Origin of the sequence: Chitinophaga filiformis, from assembly GCF_021646545.1 — a bacterium.
GTDB classification, from domain to species: domain Bacteria; phylum Bacteroidota; class Bacteroidia; order Chitinophagales; family Chitinophagaceae; genus Chitinophaga; species Chitinophaga filiformis_A.
The window spans coordinates 729,215-748,382 of sequence record NZ_JAKIRP010000001.1 but is presented as its reverse complement, the minus strand read 5'-3'; the positions used below and the strand labels follow the sequence as shown (position 1 = coordinate 748,382).

Annotated in this window: 17 protein-coding genes; 6 read left to right on the top strand and 11 right to left on the bottom strand. The window is 47.0% G+C overall.

Annotation, left to right across the window (positions count from 1 at the left end; all coding sequences use genetic code 11):
- The first annotated feature begins 86 nt into the window (after positions 1-86).
- Positions 87-401, top strand: a complete 315-nt coding sequence (locus tag L3C95_RS03080) for a hypothetical protein (protein ID WP_236385070.1) — start codon at positions 87-89, stop codon at positions 399-401.
- 184 nt (positions 402-585) lie between these two features.
- On the opposite strand, the gene L3C95_RS03075 is transcribed toward L3C95_RS03080, so the two are convergent.
- Positions 586-3,468 (bottom strand): TonB-dependent receptor, encoded by a 2,883-nt coding sequence (locus L3C95_RS03075; protein WP_236385069.1) that lies wholly within the window; start codon positions 3,466-3,468, stop codon positions 586-588.
- 45 nt (positions 3,469-3,513) lie between these two features.
- Positions 3,514-4,278 carry a GLPGLI family protein gene (locus tag L3C95_RS03070; RefSeq protein ID WP_236385068.1) on the bottom strand — a complete coding sequence of 255 codons (765 nt, stop codon included), beginning with the start codon at positions 4,276-4,278 and terminating at the stop codon, positions 3,514-3,516.
- A 174-nt stretch (positions 4,279-4,452) separates the two neighbouring features.
- Between L3C95_RS03070 and L3C95_RS03065 the strand changes: the two genes are divergently transcribed.
- The 5 genes from L3C95_RS03065 to L3C95_RS03045 all read left to right on the top strand — a co-directional run bounded on the left by L3C95_RS03065 (position 4,453) and on the right by L3C95_RS03045 (position 9,573).
- Positions 4,453-5,871, top strand: coding sequence for a sensor histidine kinase (locus L3C95_RS03065; RefSeq protein WP_236385067.1), 1,419 nt, complete (start codon positions 4,453-4,455; stop codon positions 5,869-5,871).
- 11 nt (positions 5,872-5,882) lie between these two features.
- A complete protein-coding gene (locus L3C95_RS03060) occupies positions 5,883-6,569 on the top strand; it encodes a response regulator transcription factor (protein ID WP_236385066.1) in 687 nt (228 codons plus the stop codon).
- Positions 6,570-6,584: 15 nt separating this feature from the next.
- Positions 6,585-7,613, top strand: a complete 1,029-nt coding sequence (gene pheS / locus L3C95_RS03055; protein WP_236385065.1) for a phenylalanine--tRNA ligase subunit alpha — start codon at positions 6,585-6,587, stop codon at positions 7,611-7,613.
- A 93-nt stretch (positions 7,614-7,706) separates the two neighbouring features.
- The gene (locus tag L3C95_RS03050; RefSeq protein ID WP_236385063.1) at positions 7,707-8,567 is read left to right on the top strand and encodes a 3-hydroxyacyl-CoA dehydrogenase NAD-binding domain-containing protein; all 861 of its coding nucleotides are present in this window, start codon (positions 7,707-7,709) and stop codon (positions 8,565-8,567) included.
- 19 nt (positions 8,568-8,586) lie between these two features.
- Positions 8,587-9,573, top strand: a complete 987-nt coding sequence (locus L3C95_RS03045) for an NAD-dependent epimerase/dehydratase family protein (protein WP_236385061.1) — start codon at positions 8,587-8,589, stop codon at positions 9,571-9,573.
- A 3-nt stretch (positions 9,574-9,576) separates the two neighbouring features.
- Here the strand turns inward: L3C95_RS03045 and L3C95_RS03040 are convergent, their stop codons facing one another.
- The 9 genes from L3C95_RS03040 to ccoN all read right to left on the bottom strand — a co-directional run bounded on the left by L3C95_RS03040 (position 9,577) and on the right by ccoN (position 19,155).
- The gene (locus L3C95_RS03040; protein ID WP_236385060.1) at positions 9,577-10,251 is read right to left on the bottom strand and encodes a hypothetical protein; all 675 of its coding nucleotides are present in this window, start codon (positions 10,249-10,251) and stop codon (positions 9,577-9,579) included.
- Between the two features lie 59 nt (positions 10,252-10,310).
- The gene (locus L3C95_RS03035) at positions 10,311-11,255 is read right to left on the bottom strand and encodes a UDP-3-O-(3-hydroxymyristoyl)glucosamine N-acyltransferase (RefSeq protein ID WP_236385059.1); all 945 of its coding nucleotides are present in this window, start codon (positions 11,253-11,255) and stop codon (positions 10,311-10,313) included.
- Positions 11,256-11,738: 483 nt separating this feature from the next.
- Positions 11,739-13,097 (bottom strand): oxygen-independent coproporphyrinogen III oxidase, encoded by a 1,359-nt coding sequence (hemN, locus tag L3C95_RS03030; RefSeq protein ID WP_236385055.1) that lies wholly within the window; start codon positions 13,095-13,097, stop codon positions 11,739-11,741.
- 1 nt (position 13,098) lies between these two features.
- Positions 13,099-13,815 carry a sulfite exporter TauE/SafE family protein gene (locus L3C95_RS03025; protein WP_236385053.1) on the bottom strand — a complete coding sequence of 239 codons (717 nt, stop codon included), beginning with the start codon at positions 13,813-13,815 and terminating at the stop codon, positions 13,099-13,101.
- Between the two features lie 8 nt (positions 13,816-13,823).
- On the bottom strand, positions 13,824-14,261 hold the full coding sequence (locus L3C95_RS03020; RefSeq protein ID WP_236385052.1) for a FixH family protein: 438 nt from the start codon (positions 14,259-14,261) through the stop codon (positions 13,824-13,826).
- 30 nt (positions 14,262-14,291) lie between these two features.
- Entirely contained in the window at positions 14,292-15,674 is a 1,383-nt protein-coding gene (gene ccoG / locus L3C95_RS03015) for a cytochrome c oxidase accessory protein CcoG (protein WP_236385051.1), read from the bottom strand.
- A 27-nt stretch (positions 15,675-15,701) separates the two neighbouring features.
- On the bottom strand, positions 15,702-16,796 hold the full coding sequence (locus L3C95_RS03010; RefSeq protein ID WP_236385049.1) for a cbb3-type cytochrome c oxidase N-terminal domain-containing protein: 1,095 nt from the start codon (positions 16,794-16,796) through the stop codon (positions 15,702-15,704).
- 40 nt (positions 16,797-16,836) lie between these two features.
- Positions 16,837-17,001, bottom strand: a complete 165-nt coding sequence (locus tag L3C95_RS03005) for a CcoQ/FixQ family Cbb3-type cytochrome c oxidase assembly chaperone (protein WP_236385048.1) — start codon at positions 16,999-17,001, stop codon at positions 16,837-16,839.
- A gap of 27 nt (positions 17,002-17,028) precedes the next feature.
- Positions 17,029-19,155 (bottom strand): cytochrome-c oxidase, cbb3-type subunit I, encoded by a 2,127-nt coding sequence (gene ccoN / locus L3C95_RS03000; protein ID WP_236385046.1) that lies wholly within the window; start codon positions 19,153-19,155, stop codon positions 17,029-17,031.
- Positions 19,156-19,168: the final 13 nt, after the last annotated feature.

The following is a 19,168-nucleotide window of genomic DNA, read 5'->3' as shown; positions in this document are numbered from 1 at the left end:
CCTCGTAATTCCCGTACCGCTCAACCATAATTGAAATTGGTAAGCTATTTGATTATACATAGATAACATTTAAAGCGGAGGTCTGCATGGAAAGAAGATTTACCCCTGCATTATGGACTTGTGTTGTAATGGACCTGATTGGATGTGCAAGCTATACTGTGCCGGTTTTAGGAGAAGTAAGTGATGTGATCTGGGCCCCCATTTCTGCTATTATTTTTTACAGAATGTTTGGCAGTAGTCTGGGCGCTTTCGGAAGTGTTTTCAACTTCATGGAAGAACTATTTCCTGGTCTGGATTTTATTCCAACATTTACACTGAGCTGGGTAGTAAGAAGAATAACGCAGAGTATCAGGGAACGCAAAACGGCTGAGATGCAAAGTAGCCGGGTTATAGTGCCATAAGCAACAGCAGAAAAATACTAAGGTTGTAAGGTTTCAAAGCTGGAGGCATGAAGGAGGAAGTACGTCTCCACCTTTGTTATCCTTTCAACCTTTCAATGAATCATCAACTTCGGAGTCATTTTACATTTACCAATAAAAAAAGGTCTCACAACTGTGAGACCTTTTGCATTTATGTATTGCCTTATCAACCTCCCCGCATGAATCCCGGAGCGCCCATCCGCATTCCCGGAGGGCCCATTCTGCGGCGTTCGCCATTGTTATTGTTACTACCCGCAAATTTGTTGATGAAGTACGTGAAGCTGATCATGAAATATCTCTGTAGCACCATGTTGTTCACGTCTTCAATATAGTTCTCACCTGTATTACGACCCACACTTACGTTCTGATGTAACAGGTCATAACCGCTCAGTTTTATCAGACCTCTCTTATCTTTGAATACGCTTTTTGAAATGAATGCGTTCAGCATAGTTACATCAACGTTGTAACCTTCTGCCCTGCCCGCATTCAGCGTATAGGTAACATCGCTTCCTATGATGAAACCATAGGGCAGATTCACGTTATAATCAAATGAGAATGCGTAGTTGAAATAATCTGTGTTATTGTTTGGCTGGATGTCATACCGTGCGCCACTGTAGTTTACACTGGCACTGGTAGAGAAATCGAACAGCTCCTTGTATGTATAGTTGAAGCTCACTCCCTGTGTGATACCAAAGTTCCTGGTATAACTTCTCATTAGCCTTGAAAAGTCTATTTCAGTACCTGTGAAACTTACATCCCGGTTGTAGTTCACATTGGTGTTGAGATTCACAGAACTCTTCAGTTTTTTAATGGGAATGGTATTTACTGCAAATGCACTAAGGTTGTATGCGCCGTTTGAATTGACCGGCTTCGTATACTGCTTGCCTGACGTGTCAACACGGTTCGCATTCACGATCTTATTGCTTGTAAAGCTGGCATTCACATTGGTAAAGAATCCACGGAACGTACTGTTATTAAATACGTTATAGCCCATGTTGATACTATGTGAAAAAGACGGCTTCAGGTCAGGATTACCTTGTTGCACATACAATGAACTGGTCAGGTCTGGCAGTGGTTGCAACTGTGTCACTGTTGGTTGCGATGTGCTACCATTATAGCGGAAGCGCAGTCGTTTGCCTCTCTGAAAATTATAATTGAATGATGCTGAGGGATAGAAGTTAACGGTACGCTGGTCAATTTGTGTTTTCCTGCTTACGTTGTCGTTTAGCAGACTGCTGAACTGTACATTCATTCCGAAGGTATAATCATACTTCAGTTTCTGCGTACGGATATTGATGCCCGCCTGTTGCGTGGTGAATGTATTCTCGAATATGTTGGTCAGACTGTCATTCAGTTTATCGTATTTACCACTGGCGCCATTAATGTCATACGTGAGGTTCCTGGAATCGCTATAGTTATTATTCCACGCATAGGATACTTCCAGGAAGCGGTCTTTCATGAGCGGCTCGGTATAGGTCAGTCTTACTCCCATATTGCGTCCCATATTATCCGCATTGGTCATCCTGTCATAACCGGTGGTGAAAGAATCTGTAGCAGCTGTTGCCAGATGTATGTCTGTTGTTTTGAAGAAATTCTCTCTGGTGGTCGTATTGTACCCGAAGCTGAGATTAGCGCTGAGTGTACGGCCGATCTTATTGAATTTCTTTCTGAACAATGCGGTCGTCGAGAAGTTAGGAGAAGTAGCATGGCTACGGTTTCTGGACTCCCCGTCTATCGTTTGAACCTTATTCTCATCCAGCGATTCATATTGATTGAGTGTATTGGTAGAACCATCAGAATAACTGAAACTGGGGGTAACGATCAATGAATGCATAGAGTCTATCTGGTATTCAACCCGCATGTTCAGCCGGTGATTGTTATTGTCGGTAAGGGAACCAGACTGCTGATTATAATAGTAGGTGGTATCGGCCAGAAAGGTTTGTTTGTTACTACGTTTGCTTGTTTCTGTCCGCGTATCGTTGATAAAGTAGCTGCCATTGATTTTCAGCTTTGAGCCGAAGTCCTGGTTGTAGTTAAACCCTGCATTCCAGTTACGGGTAATGCCAGTGGCATTGTTTCCGCCAAGACTACTAATGGTGGATTGTGCCGCACCGCGGCCGCCTCCGCCGGCGCGGCCACCACCACCTCCGTTGCCTCCTCCTCCACTGCCATTGCCGTTGAAGTTGAAGACGTCGTTGAAGGTATAACCAAGATTATTCACGTTATTGCCACTTCCCAGGAAGGATAACTGCCTGTTGTCCTGGAAGGTATTCAGACTTGCGTTGACAGCAAAGCGATCGTTGTCTCCATAACCGGCAGATGCTCTGCCGAAGAAGCCCTTTTTCTTATCTTTTTTGATCGTGATGTTGATAGCTTTTTCCGTGTTGCCATCGTCAATGCCGGTGAACTGTGCCTGGTCAGATTTACGGTCTATCAGCTGTATCTTATCGATGATATCTGCCGGCAGGTTCTTGGTGGCCAGTTTAGGATCATCACTGAAAAAAGGTTTGCCATCTACCAATACCCTTTTCACGGTTTCCCCCTGTGCCGTGATTACGCCATCTTTATCTACTGATACGCCCGGCAACTTTTTCAACAGATCTTCCACAACCGCATTTTCCCTCGTCTTAAAAGAACCTGCGTTGAATTCCAGTGTATCCAGTTTTACCACCACGGGAGGCACTTCCTGGACGATCTCGACTTCATTCAGCAGCAGGCCCTTGCCTTTGAGTTGTATGGTTCCCATATCCGATACAGGCTGGGTTGCCGAAATCGTGACGCTTTTAAAAACCGGCTGGTAACCCAGGAAAGTGATGTATACTCTGTAGTTGCCCAGTGCGATACCGGTGAAAGAGAATGCCCCTTTTTTATCAGTAAAGGCGGTAGCCGCCAGGGAAGAATCCCTGCCATTCAGCAGGGCTACGGTTGCATCCGGTAAAGGATGTGTTGCAGAAGAGTCAGTCAGTAATCCCTTTATCTGCCCCTGCTGCGCTTGTGTGGAGAGCGCAAACAGGAACAGTAAAGTAGCAATAAGGGTAATTCTTTTCATGAAAAGGGAATTGGTAAGAAGGAACGATGCAAATTAGTGTCTTATTTAATTCCCGTTTTGCCGCTCACGGAATTTCTGCATCGCTTCACGGCGCATGTCACGCAACTGGTCTTCAGTTACTTTTTCTGCATTTGCCGGTAATGTAACATCTGTTGTTACTGGTTTAAAGTCCACCTTGGTAGCAGTAAAAGAGCGTCTGCTGCTTTCTGCAGAGAGTACTACACCATTACCGTCAGGTAACAGGCCATTGATAGGGCTGTAGCTGAAAGGAAGGTCTTGTGTATACCATACCGTGTATTCTTCGTTACGCACAGTAACAGTCGCTTTTTTACAATTGTAACCGGCAATTTTCTTCGTCTTGTCGGCCAGTTTAGCATCCTTGGCAGGAGCATAGGCTTCTTCTGCGTAGTAAGTCTTAGTGCTGTCTTCCGGTTTGGAGAAAACCTGCAGGTATTTCTTTCCACTGAGGTCTACATATCCGCCTCCGAAGTTACCACGCATACCACCAAAGCGACCACCGCGGCCACCACCATTGCCTCCCTGTCCAGCGCCGGGACGTCCGCCACCAAAACCACGACCACCGAAATCAGGACGTTCCGTCTCAAGCTTGCCTTTGCCACCAGTGAAGTAGAAGTGTTGATTGAAGGTAATCACCTGCTCTTCTCCGTCACCTTCATTACCACCACGTTGAGGCATCTTTGCATTTATTTCATAGTCGATCACGCCGGTATTCTTATCCTGCGCAAAGGCTGTCATGCCGCAGAATGCAACCAATGCAGCGCTAAGGAGTGTTTTTGAAAAGTTCTTCATATGCTCTGATTTTTTTCTGATACAAAAGTCATTATTCGGTTTTCAATTGTTGGTTAAATAGCTTTATTTACTGTTAATTATTGTTAAGGGCACAAGGCGGGTACGTGAGGAACCAATAGCTTTGTAACATACCCGGCAGCGGGAGCGTACTTAACAGCGAAAAATCGGCAATTTATGCGTCAGCGGATCCGCAACATTCTGATACTAATGTGTGTATGTATACTTGGCATCTATTTCTTCCAGGGATACTGGCTGTACAATTCCTATCATATACAACTCGATCAGTTTAATAAAGACATCAATGAATCTTTACGGACGGCTGTTTTTAATAAACAGTTTGCTGACGTGCGCCGCTACTTCCGTAATTACGGAAGAGACCGGGATTCGTTCAGGATACCGCACGATATGCCTCCACAGGGCGATATGCCCAGATTGCGTAAGCGGGCTGACATGCGTGAGGAAATGTTAACAGACACGATTAAACGCAGACGAGAAATTCGCCCGGGCAACGAGTTTGCAGATACATTGGCCAGACAGATCTCTGATCTTATTCTGCTGAATAACCTGACCAGCGACAGCGTGAAGCTGATCAAACTGGACTCTGTATTTACTGCCGAATTGCATGCCCGCCAGATACTGACACCTTACGTGCTGGATACCTTCCACATTAGTTTCAACGGATACAACCGGGAGAGTTTCAGGGACAGTCTGAGAAAGAGACCGCCATTAAAAACGTCCAAAATACCTTTTAACCCGGCCAGTAATCTCTTTGTACAGGCAAAGTTTGAGTCGCCCTTACAATACATCCTGGCGAAGATGATGTGGACACTGGCAGGTTCTCTGGCGCTGCTGGTGCTGACGACTATCTGTTTTGTGTATATGCTTCGTACCATCCTGAAACAGAAACGGCTTTCGGAAGTGAAGAATGACTTTATCAATAACATGACGCACGAGCTGAAGACGCCTATTGCTACTGTATCTGCAGCGGTGGAAGCCATGCAGAACTTCAATGCCCTGAATGACCAGCGGAAAACGCAGACCTATCTCGACATCTCCAAGCAGGAGCTGCAAAGACTGTCTGACCTGGTAGAAAAAGTGCTGCATATTGCTGCAGAGGAAAGAGAAGAGATTGAATTGTTCAAAGAAGATACAGATATCGGCGAGGTGATGGATAGTATCATTACTAATCACCAGCTGAAAGCCGGCCGCCCTGTGCAGTTCCGTTATGATAACCTGCTGGGAGAGCAGTCGGTGGATGTTGATAAAACTCACCTGACCAATGCGATCAGCAACCTGGTGGACAATGCGATCAAGTACTCCGGAGATCATCCGTCCGTATACATCAAAAGCATGCTGGAAGGCGGGAAACTGGTTATCCGTGTAAAGGATAATGGGATCGGCATACCGAAGGTATACCAGGAAAACATCTTTGACACTTTTTTCAGGGTACCCACCGGCAACCTGCATAATGTAAAGGGTTTCGGACTGGGGCTCAGCTATGTAAAGAAGATCGTGGAGCTGCACGGAGGCACGATCAAAGTGCATAGTGAACCGGAAAAAGGAAGTGAATTTATCATACAAATACCCGTTTAACACCTGCAACTATGTCAAAAGTATTACTGATAGAGGACGAATGGCAGCTGGGACAGATAGTGAAAGACAGCCTGGAAATGAGGGGCTTTGAAATGCTCTACGCCGCTGACGGCAAAGAGGGGCTTCGTTTATACGAGGAGCATAAACCGGACGTAGTCGTGCTGGATATCATGATGCCTAATATGGACGGTTTTACGGTTACAACAGAGATCAGGCGGCAGGATAAAACCACGCCTATCATCTTCCTCACGGCAAAATCCCAGACCACAGATGTGGTAAAAGGGTTTGAACTGGGGGGGAATGACTACCTGAAAAAGCCCTTCAGCATGGATGAGCTGATCGTGCGTATAAAGGCCCTGTTGCAGCGGTTCAAAGAGACGCCGGCCGCTTCTGATGCTGGCGCTGATGTCATTCAGATAGGCCAGTATATGTTCAATTATACAAAACAGACCCTTACCCGGAACAATAATACGGAGTTCCTCTCCCACCGGGAAGCAGAAATACTGCGGCGGTTGTCGGAAAACCTGAACCAGGTGATGGAAAGGAAGACCGTATTGCTGGACCTCTGGGGAGACGACAGCTTTTTCAATGCCCGCAGCATGGACGTGTTTATCACGAAGCTGCGGAGGTACCTGAAAGATGACCCGCGGGTACAGATCGTGAATATAAGGGGGGTAGGGTATAAACTGATCTTTTAATTATCTTTGCCGACTATGGATCAGATAGAACAGCAAATAGCTGCCTACAAACAGGAAATATTAGCATTCGAGCCAGCCACGGCTGCGGATCTTGAACAATACCGCATTAAATTCCTTGGAACAAAAGGGATCGTAAAAGCTATGTTTGGCGAGATGAAACAGGTGCCAAACGAGCGTAAAAAAGAGTTCGGGCAAGTTCTGAACGGGTTTAAACAACTGGCGGAAGAAAGGTATGCTCAGTTTGAGCACCTGAAAGACGGCGCGGCTGCAGCTGCTACCGATGCAGACCTGACGCTGCCGGCAGAGCCACACCGGCTGGGCACCCGCCACCCTATAAGCGTTGTAAGAAATAAGATCATCAGCATATTTGAGCGTCTGGGTTTTGCCATTGCAGAGGGACCGGAAATAGAAGACGACTGGCATAACTTCACCGCGCTCAACCTGCCGGAAAATCACCCTGCACGTGATATGCAGGATACCTTCTACATCAGCAAAAATCCGGACTGGCTGCTGCGTACCCACACCTCTTCCGTACAGGTAAGGGCGATGGAAACCGGTAAGCTGCCTATCCGAATCATCTGTCCCGGACGTGTGTATCGTAATGAAACCATCTCTGCCAGGGCACACTGTTTCTTCCACCAGGTGGAAGGGCTGTACATTGATGAGAATGTATCATTTGCCGATCTGAAACAGACATTATACCACTTTGTGAAGGAACTGTTCGGAGAAAATACCCGTATCCGTTTCCGTCCTTCCTACTTCCCTTTCACTGAACCAAGCGCTGAAATGGATATATCCTGCCAGATCTGCGGCGGTTCAGGATGTAATGTATGTAAACATACCGGCTGGGTAGAGATCCTGGGTTGTGGTATGGTGCATCCGAAAGTGCTGGAAAATTGTGGTATCGATCCTGAGAAATATACCGGTTTCGCTTTTGGAATGGGTATAGAACGTATCACCATGCTGAATTACCAGATCAAAGACCTCAGGTTGTTCTCTGAAAATGATACCCGGTTCCTGGAACAGTTTGAAGGAGCGCTCTGACGACTGAAATAAAGATTGTTGCAAAGGAGAAAACGTGCGTTTGTAAATCCGCCGTTTTCTCCTTTGTCTTTTTTACCCCGATAAATTCCCCGTATGATCACAGCTGACCAGATTAAAACGATTGCTGTATGTGGCGCCGGCACCATGGGCGCTGGTATTGCACAAGTAGCAGCAGCAAGCGGTTACCGTACCATATTGTTCGATGTACAGGCGGCAATGCTTGAAAAAGCACAGCAGCAAATCACGTTGCAGCTCGACAATGCCGTAAAGAAAGCTAAGATGAGCGCTGAAGAGAAAGACGCCATCCTCGGGCGGATAACTTATACCGCTCAGGTAGCAGATTGCCGTGCCGAATTGGTCATAGAAGCCATTGTTGAAAAGCTGGAGATAAAAACTGCGTTATTCAGTCAGCTGGCCGCCATCAATACACCAGCAACCATACTCGCAAGTAATACCTCTTCCCTGCCGGTGACTGGCATCGCTGCCGGAATAGATCATCCCGAGCGGGTGGCAGGTATGCACTTCTTCAATCCTGCGCCAGTAATGAAACTGGTGGAGATCGTCAGGGGGAAAGATACTGCCCCCTATGTGACTGAGCTCTTATACACATTGTCGCAACGATTGGGAAAGACGCCGGTAATGGTGCAGGATATTCCCGGATTTATCGTGAACAGGGTAGCCCGGCACTACTACCTCGAAGCGATGCAGATAGCCGCAGAAGGAGCCGCATCGTATAAAAGTATAGACCGCCTGCTGGAAAGCGCAGGATTCCGCATGGGGCCTTTTGCGCTGATGGACCTGATAGGCAACGATGTAAACCTGGCTGTAACACGCTCTCTCTATGAGGCTTATAACGGGGCCCCCCGCTTTGCTCCCAGCCCGTTACAGATAGCCAAGGTGGAAGAAGGTGCATTGGGTAAGAAAAGCGGGAAGGGATTTTATAATTATCTTTGACGCAAACGGGACTTATTTCATGAATTTAGTTACGGGTGGCACAGGTTTTTTAGGCAGTCATTTATTACGTAAACTGGTGAATGTCGGGCAGCCGGTACGGGCATTGTACCGCACAGCAATTCCTCCGCAGGTAGAAGATATACGGCATAAAATAGAATGGGTAAAGGGCGACGTGCTCGATGTCAGCGCCCTGGAAGATGCTATGCAGGGTGTAGACAAGGTCTACCACTGTGCAGGCGTCGTGTCTTTCCGTCCCGAAGAGCAGGACCGGATGATGAAGGTGAACGTAGAAGGAACGGCCAATGTGGTTAACCTCTCCATCGACGCCGGGGTCAGAAAGCTGGTGCATGTCAGTTCCACTGCTGCACTGGGCAGGGCAAGAGTAGATGGCGTGCTTGATGAATCCAGTGAATGGCGGGAAGGTAGTAACAATTCCAGGTATAGTATTAGTAAACACCTGGCAGAAATGGAAGCCTGGAGAGGAATGGCAGAAGGACTGGATGTTGCGATTGTTAACCCGGGTATTATACTGGGCGCCGGTTACTGGGACGACGGTTCCGGTATGCTGATAAAGAATGCCTGGAAAGAGTTTCCGTATTATACAGACGGTATCAACGGTTTCACTGACGTACGCGATGTGGCGGAAGTCATGTTCCGGCTGATGGAAAGCGATATAGAAGGAGAACGTTTCGTGCTGACAACCGATAACTGGAAGTACTATGACCTGTTTAAAGAAATGGCACAGCAGCTGGGCAAAAAGCCGCCTCATAAACCTGTGAAGCCCTGGATGGCGGAAATAGTATGGAGAGTAGAAGCGTTAAAAAGTAAGCTATCCGGTAAAAAGGCACTGCTGACAAAAGAAACAGCCAGAACGGCACAAATGAAAGTCTACTATAGCAATGAAAAGATCCTGAAGGCATTGCCGGGATTCTCTTTTACACCATTACAAACAACAATTGCTGATATGTGCCAGGCCTTCCTGGAGCAGAAGCGCCGGGAGGGATAAACCTTACCTGACAAGAAGCGCGCCTATAGCAGCAACCAATACCGGTTGGAGAGGCTTTCCCTCCATCTCCGCGCTCATCCATACACGGGGACGCGCTCCCGTAACTACAGCCGCTACTACCTGCCGGCGGATGTGAAACTCATAACAGATATTTTCATAGGAGTTTTTAGTTCCGAAGCGGTTATGAGCTGTAATACGTACCTCATCATCGCCCGCGCGCAGGGTGCCTGCCGGTTTGTTCTCATTAAGTTCCAGGTAATTCACATCTTTCAGGATCATCTCCCATCGTTTTAAAGGCTCATTTTTCGTCCCGTTGATCAGTATGTAGGAGAAGTGTGCAGTTGCCGGCATATTGTCCAGAAATGAGGGCAGGGAATGGCCGGAGAAAGCAACATGCGCTGCCTGTATGACTTGTATCAGTATGTTCTCATCCCTGCCGCTTACCCGGATATTGAACGGGTTGATGGGGTCTTTAATGAAACTGATCGCTGCCGCATCGGCTATCCCGTTCTTCCGGGAAGAGGTAGTATACTGACCAAAGGAGATCGTTCTGGCGGTAAACCATCCGTCGCTGATCTTAACAGGCCATTCCTGCGCGGAAGTATAAAGTCCATCCTGGGCCCATACATTAGTACAGCCGGCAATCACAAATATGAGGGCAAGAATATTACGGAACATAGAAAGGGTGCTTAAACTAAAAGGCTTCATGCAACACATGAAGCCTTTGAAATAGTATATCAATTGCCATACAGCTTTTGCCAGATCTCAGGAATACGTTTGATCCAGTTTATTTCCTTCATTTTAACTTTTGCATCTTCTACTGGAGAGCCAAAGTATACCTTACCGCCTTCGAGGGAAGAAGGTACACCGCTTTGCGCCAATACAACAGCACCCTTTCCGATAGTCAGGTCTTTGGAAACACCTACCTGTCCCCAAAGGATCACATTGTCCTGTATATGCGCTTTACCGCCCACACCTACCTGACCAGCGAAGAGACAGTTACGGCCGATAACGGTGCCATGTCCTATATGGATCATGTTATCGAATTTCGTGCCACGACCTATGATGGTATCGCCACTTACACCTTTGTCAATGGTACAACCGGCGCCTATTTCAACATCATCTTCAATGATCACCCTTCCGCAGCTTTCCATTTTATCGTACATCACCTCCCTGTCGGCCCGTTTTTTAAAGTAGAAGGCATCGGCACCGATAACAGTACCCGCATGGATGATCACGTTGTTCCCGATAATGGAATTGTCGTAAATAGTTACGTTGGGATGAATGATACAATTGGTACCGATAGTAACATGATTACCAATGAATACATTTGGCTGTATGATAGTCCCCTCGCCTATTACAGCAGAATCGCTGATGGGGTTGGTGGCTGGTTCAAAAGGACGGAAGCGTTTCACAAGTTTCACATAAGCACTGAACGGATCGTCTGACACGAGTAACACTTTACCCGGAGGGCAAGCTACTTTTTTGTTGATGATAATAATCGTAGCTGCTGATTTCAGGCAGGCATCATAGTACTTCGCGAAGTCCACAAACGAGATATCACCTGGTTCTACCTTATGGATCTCATTGATGCCCGTGGCCATCAACGTATCGTCGCCTTCCAGCTCTGCGCCTATGAATGCTGCTATTTCCGTTACCGCGATCGGTTCATTAAACTTCATGTTTTCTGTTGTTTAGTGAAGCAAAGGTAGTAGAGAATACGATATGATTGTTCACCCGTTTTGGTTTCATGAAGAAGAGAAAAGAAGTTTTAACGCTTCGTTGTAACTGTTGTTATCCACATTTTTTTTAGTGTGTGAATAAAAAAGTTTGCATTTTTTTTCTTTTGTGATGAAATTCTTTTTAATATTGTGTAGGGAATTTTTGTTCCCTGTACTTACTAACCCATTCACATAACAAGAAAGTCTGATTGTAAACACGGTCAGACTTTTTTAATGCCCTGAAAAACCCTTTCCCTGCAAGTGTTTCCGCTGATTCAGCAATCTCATTTTTATCTCTGCAGATAAGAACAGGGAATCGCTTTTTCCTACGCTATATACCAGATGTTTATAATTTCCATTTTCTGGAAAAGCACCACGTCTTTCAGTAACATAATTTAAACGGGTATAAAGTGATAAGAATGAAGTGAATAAGCTGCGAGAACCTCAGATAGCAGTACTGAACAGTTGAGATTGTGGTAGCTTTTTCCATAAGCGGGCATCAAAAGCCATACAGATATTGCGTATAAAAGGCCTGCCTTTCCCGGTAACAGATACTGCATCTTCCGTAATGTGTACCAGCCCGTCTTTCTCAAGCTCTTGAAGCCTTTCGAGGCTTTCTGTTATAACAGTACTTCTCTTGTCTGCCTCGCTCAGGGTAGTCTTAAAACTGCACATGAGGGCATGAATATGGCCGCGCAATTGCAGGTCTTCCCCATCCAGAATATGACCGCGCACCACAGGGAACTGTCCGCTGTTCACCAGCTGTTGCCATATAGCGATCCGCTTTTCATTCTGTGTATATGCATACCAGCTGTCTCCTATTGAGGATGCGCCAAGGCCGATCATCAGTGAAGTATGGTGATCGGTATATCCCATAAAGTTCCGGTGTAATGAACCCTGATTGCAGGCATGGTATAAGCTGTCATGAGACAGTGCAAAGTGGTCCATCCCTATCTCTGTATAGCCATGCTGTGCGAACAGCGTTTTACCCAGCTCATAGAGGGCTCTCTTTTCTTCATCTTTGGGAAGATCTTCCTCAGAATAACGCCGTTGTCCCACACCTTTTACCCAGGGAACATGCGCATAACTGTAAAAGGAGATCCTGTCCGGTCTTAACTGCATGACTTTATTAATCGTATCTCCTACACTTACCATGGTTTGAAGCGGAAGCCCATATACCAGGTCATAGTTGACAGAGGTGTAACCGATAGCTCGTGCAGTGGCGGTAACCTCTGCTACCGTCTCATAGGGTTGTATCCGGTTGATGATGTCCTGTACTCGTGGATCGAAGTCCTGGATGCCCAGGCTCATACGACGGAAACCAAGATTATAAAGCGTCAGCATATGCGCCTTCGTGGTGTTGTTGGGATGGCCTTCAAAGCTTAGTGTGGCATCTGGCAACAGGTCGGCATGCAGATATATCCGGGAAAGTAAGTTATGCAGGTTCTGTGGACTGAAAAAGGTCGGTGTTCCTCCTCCCAGATGGATCTCCCTGATACGGGGACGTTCCTCAAACAGCTGCAGGTAAAGCTCCCATTCATTGAGAACAGACTGTATATAAGGTGCCTCTACACCATGATTGACAGTGATGTGTTTGTTGCAGCCGCAATAAGTGCACAATTGTTCACAATAAGGAAGATGTATATAAATGCTGATGCCCTCAGTATGGTTGGTGGCGCGGAATGATTGCAGTAAAGTCTGCTTCCAGGTGTCGATATTGAAACGCTGTTCGTCCCAGTAAGGAACCGTCGGATAACTTGTATAGCGGGGAGCAGCGGTATTATATTTTCTGATGAGTTGCATGTCAGGATGGTTTAAAGCAGTGTATGGATACTTTTTCTTCGGATGTGGTCAATGCAGGGCTGACATAAGGAATGTTCAGATTAAGCCCGCGCATAATGAGCAGAACGGCCATTACGGTGATAACATATGGGATGCAGCGGCGTAAGCGGTTACGGACGCGTATACTGATAAGATCGTTGAACCAGCTAAGCGCGATCATTGCAGGTAATGTACCCGTACCAAAAGCGGCCATGAAAAGAGCGCCCTGCAGGGAACTACCCGTAGCTACAGCACCCGTAATGGCAAACCATACCAGGCCGCAGGGCAACAGACCGTTCAGGAAGCCAATTGCATACAATGTATGCTGTTGCTGACGGCGCAGCAGATTGCCCAGCATTGTTTTGATATGACGGGTATAAAAACCTGTATTCAGCGGGAAGCGTTGATGACGAAAGCCATATTGTAACACGATCAGCAACAACATTACACTTCCCAGCAGAATAGACAGCCATTGCTGCAGGCCGCCCAGGAAGAATTGCCTGCCCAGCCATCCGGAAACAAGGCCCAAGCCGGCATAAGCAGTCACCCTTCCTGCGTTATACAGCAGGATGCCCACCTGCTTACGTACGCCGTCCAGATGTTGCACCGGCAGTGTGAGCGCGATAGGCCCGCACATGCCGATGCAATGAAAGCTGCCAATAAAGCCCAGCGATAAGGCATATAGGAATGTCAGGAGCATAATCTGTTTCAGTTAACGGTTACAAAACTTTCCTGGTAATAAGACTTTCCTTTCGCCTCCCATTGCAACTGCACCCGGTAATTGCCTTTCTGAAACCGCTCCTTACTGACCAGCACCAGCCCGTTTTCATTGGGTTGGAGCGGTACAGAGACGTCCTGGCGGGAGTCTGATGCGCGGTAGAACAGCACCTTGCCTGTCAAAGAAATGCCCTGCATTTCAGCAGGAAAAAGAATACCTACAGCCTTATCTGACTGGTTGATGCTGACAGGTGCAGAAAGGGAAAGCGCTTCTCTCCTGCCGTCGATCACCTGCTGATATTTCAGCTCTTCCGCGTAATAGTTAGGCGTAACCATGTCTATGCGGGTACGCATACTTTTAGTTACCAGCGTGAGGATACCTGCCGCAAAAAGGATGAATACGATAATGATTTTATGACCCCAGTTCATGACTTGAATATTTTGATGAAGGATATATAATTACTGCGCAGGTCCCAGGAAGGTGGTACCGATGGTGCCCGCCTTTTTGTCTCCTGCATATAGTGTGATATGTAAAGTGGTTTTACGTTTTTTTATGGCAGTGCGGGGCAATATCACGAAGAAGATGCCCTCGCCCTGTTGTTCGCCTTTTACGACTATCTGCTGATGACCAAGCAGTTCTATTTTGCCAGGGGCATCTTCCAGCCGGAGCCTGAGCGGGATGTCGCTGGCTGTTTTGTTGACCAGTTTGATCCGGTAAAGATTAGAGATGCTGTCTGCTCCCCTTTCCTGGTACAACATACCTGCTGTACGGATGATGGTACCACTTACTGGTTTACGACTTACCAGCATCCAGGTGATGGCAGTAAGTAGTATTACCAGTACAGAACTGTACAATTTAAGCCTGGTGGTAAAGCGTAAAGGTTGTTTGTTGGCGATCCCGTTCTCAGATGCATAGCGGATAAGGTGAAGGGGGCGCCCTGTTTTTTCCATCATGAAGTTGCAGGCATCAATACAGGCAGTACAGTTTACACACTCCAGCTGTGTACCATTCCGGATGTCTATACCAGTTGGACATACCTTTACACATTGATAGCAGTCTATACAATCGCCCAGGTTGTTATCCACCTGTTTCTTGAAATGCCCGCGGGGCTCTCCTCTTGTATAATCGTATGCTACCACTACTGAATCTCTATCCAGCAGTACCCCCTGGAGGCGTCCGTAAGGACATACTACGGTACATACCTGCTCCCTGAAGAAGGCAAACACGCCATAGAATACGCCTGCAAAAACGATCATGGCGGCAAGGCCGGTGGTATGTTCCGTAACCGGACCTGTTATTATTTCAAGTAAACTATTGATGCCGATGATATAGGCCAGGAAGGTATTGGCAATCAGGAAGGACAACATATAGTAGAGCACATGCTTACCAGTCTTCCTCACTATCTTATCTGTGTTCCAGGGTGCTTTGTTTAAAAGTTTCTGGGCAGATGCGTCACCTTCTATCCAGTATTCTATTTTGCGGAAGAGCATTTCCATGAAGATCGTCTGCGGACATGCCCATCCGCAGAACAAGCGGCCGAATGCCATGGTGAATACTACTATGAAGAGAATGAACGCCACCATGGCTAAGCCGAATATAAAGAAGTCCTGTGGCCAGAATATAGCGCCAAACAATATAAATCTGCCTTCCACGACATTAAATAAAAACAAGGGCCGGCCATTCAATTGAATGAATGGGCCGGCAAAAAACGCAAGGAAATAAAGGAAGCTTAGCACACTCCTCGCGTTATAGAGTTTACCTTTCGGCTTCTGGCTATAGATCCAACTGCGTTTTCCTTGTTTGTCAACAGTCGCCAGGCTGTCTCTGAACGATTCTTCCATCACGAAATATGTTTACTTAAATCTGGTCTATTCTTTTTCTAATGTGCCCTGTTGCTCTTTCGGATTCGGTGGATTTGAGCCACGTATACTCTTGATATAGCTGGTCAGCTGCGCCAGTTGCTTAGGAGAGAAATCGTCTTTCCATGACTTCATCCCCTTTTCCGGCACACCATATTTAATAGTGCTGAACACGGCTTTTACCTGCCCTCCGTGTAACCAGTAATCATCTGTCAGATTAGGTCCTACAACGCCCTGGCCCTGAGGTCCATGGCATGCTGCACAATTGGTGGAGAACAGTTTCTGTCCGGCGGCAATATCATCTGCGCCAGTCAGCAGCGTTACGCTATTTTCATCGATATTATTGGCCGCATTTTTCAGGTATTCTTCTTTCGCCTCTGCTGCCGCAGCTTCTGCAATGGCCAGTTCTTCCACCTGTGAGGGTGCGGAATGTGCTATCTGGAAACGCCAGACATACACAACGGCAAACACCATACTGAAATAGAAGCTCCATCTCCACCAGGGCGGTGTGGGATTATTCAGCTCACGGATACCGTCATAATCATGCCCCATATCTTCTTCCATTTCTGAAGCAGCATCCAGTGTTTTGGTTTTGTTGAGCTTTTCAAACCAGTGTACTACAGGTTTGCCGGGAGCGGCCACCTTCTTTTTCCTTTCAATACCTAGCAGTACACGCAGCGTATACAGCAGGGATATAATGATCATGATCTCCAGAGAGATAACAGAGACCAGCAGGTAAAAAGAGGTATCAGACAGTCCGCTGATGATATTGGTGACAGCAGGTTTCGCGGTTTCAGTTGCTTCCTGTGCCAGCAGACTGTTAGAAGAAAAGAGCCCTGCTACCAGGATCGCGATGGAAACGATCGTTTTACCTTTTTCACTTTTTACGCGTTCCCGGTAGATGTCCATGGCGCTGAATACAGCGCTGCCGAGTATGGCAATAGCGATCAGCAGACCTACAATAACCGTCAGCAGTACAATAGCCACCGGATGCCCCAGCTCCGATGGCGGAGTTGGCTTGTATTGTGCAGCTGCCGGCAGGCTATTCAGCAGGCATAGGGTAAAAAGGAGTAAGCCGGTTATAGTGATTGATTTCTTGTTCATAATGTTGCGATTAGGAAATGATAAAATGAGCATGCTGCGATCAGCGGTCATCCAGCGGGATGTTCCGTATATGGTCTATCATGCCTTTATCAGCCTTGAATGCCCAGAATGCTGCCACCAAAAAGAATAAGGTAAATATGCAGAGGGAAGCCAGCGGGTATATACTTACACCTGTAATAGATTGCAGGTAATTGATGAATTTCATATCTACTAAGATTTACAATTGATCAGATTATTTTTTCTCTGCTATCACAGGATTTTTGATATCAGCACCCAGGCGTTGCAGGTAAGCGATCAGCGCTACGATCTCTTTGTCTGGCGCTACTTCCAGCTTATCCTTCTTCAATGATGCTGCTATTTCCTGCGCCTGTTTAGCCATGTCTGCATTGGCCTGTGCTTCATAACCAGCGGGATACGGTACGCCCAGTTTGCGCATGGCATTGATCATAGCAGGCGTTTTTGCCTTGTCTGTTTTATCATCGAATAACCAGGGATATTGCGGCATAATAGAACCCGGAGACATAGACGTAGGGTCGAGCATATGATTGTAGTGCCATGAGTGAGGATATTTTCCTCCTATCCTGGCCAGATCTGGTCCTGTTCTCTTTGAGCCCCACTGGAAAGGATGGTCGTATACAAATTCACCGGCTTTGGAGTATTCGCCATAGCGCGCTACTTCATCGCGGAAAGGACGGATCATCTGTGAGTGACAGGTATAACAACCCTCGCGGATATATACATCACGGCCGTGCAACTCAAGCGGCGTATATGGTTTCACGCTGGTGATAGTAGGAATATTGCTTCTCACCAGGAAGGTCGGAACCATTTCGAGAATACCACCTATTGCTACTACTACGAGGCTGAAAACCGCCAGCTGTATGGGTCTGCGCTCAATCCAGTTATGCCAGTGCGTTTTACCGTGAGTATGTATCACTTTAGGTAATGGCGCTGCTTCTGCGGGTTCATTTGCTACAAATGAGCCACGGCGTACGGTCTTGGCCAGGTTGACGATCATCAGTATCACACCGCCGATATACAGTACGCCGCCTAAGCCACGTAGTGCATACATTGGAACGATGGTATTCACTGTTTCGAGAAACTGGAATTTCAGCTGTCCTTCCGGTGTGAACTGCTTCCACATCATACTCTGCGTGAAAGCGGCCCAGTATAATGGGATCACATAGAAAATGATACCCAGTGTACCCAGCCAGAAGTGAGTATTCGCCCATTTGCGGGAATATAATTCAGTGGTGAAAAGACGGGGTAATAACCAGTACAGGATACCGAATGTGAGGAACCCGTTCCAACCTAATGCACCAACGTGTACGTGTGCGATGGTCCAGTCGGTATAGTGGCTGATAGCATTCACATTTTTCAGCGACAGCATAGGGCCTTCGAACGTAGCCATACCGTAACAGGTCAGCGCTACCACAAAGAATTTCAGGATAGCATCTTCTCTCACGCGATCCCATGCGCCACGCAGCGTGAGCAAACCATTCAGCATACCGCCCCAGGAAGGTGCGATCAGCATAATGGAGAATACGGTACCCAGCGATTGTGCCCATTCAGGCAAGGCTGTATATAAAAGGTGGTGCGGTCCGGCCCAGATATAAATGAATATCAGCGCCCAGAAGTGAATGATGGACCAGCGATAGGAATATACAGGTCTGTTGGCCGCTTTAGGTACGAAATAGTACATTAATCCCAGGTAAGGGGTGGTCAGGAAGAAGGCCACGGCATTATGTCCATACCACCATTGAACCAGGGCATCCTGCACACCCGCATACCAGGAATAACTTTTCAGGAAGGATACCGGCATCTCGAACGAGTTCACAATATGCAGCATGGCAATCGCTACCCATGTGCCGATGTAGAACCAGATAGCGACATACAGGTGCGCTTCACGACGGCGAAGGATAGTGCCCAGCATATTGGCTCCAAACACCACCCAGACCAGGGTAATAGCGATATCAAAAGGCCATTCCAGTTCTGCATATTCCTTACCGGTAGTGCAGCCGGCGAATAATGTAATAGCGCCTCCGGCAATGATAGCCTGCCATCCCCAGAAATGTATCTTACTTAATACATCACTGAACATGCGTGTTTTACAGAGGCGTTGTAATGAATAATACACACCCATGAAGATGCCATTGCCCACAAAAGCGAAAATGACAGCATTGGTGTGTACGGGTCTTAAACGACCAAATGTTGTAGGTGCGTAACCCAGGTTAAGGTCGGGCAGCACCAGCGCCAGTGCGGCCCACAACCCGGCCAGCATACCGATCAGCCCCCAGCCGATACAGGCGTATGCAAACCATTTCACGGTACGGTTATCGTACGAAAATTTTTCGAGAGACATGTTTGTTCAATTA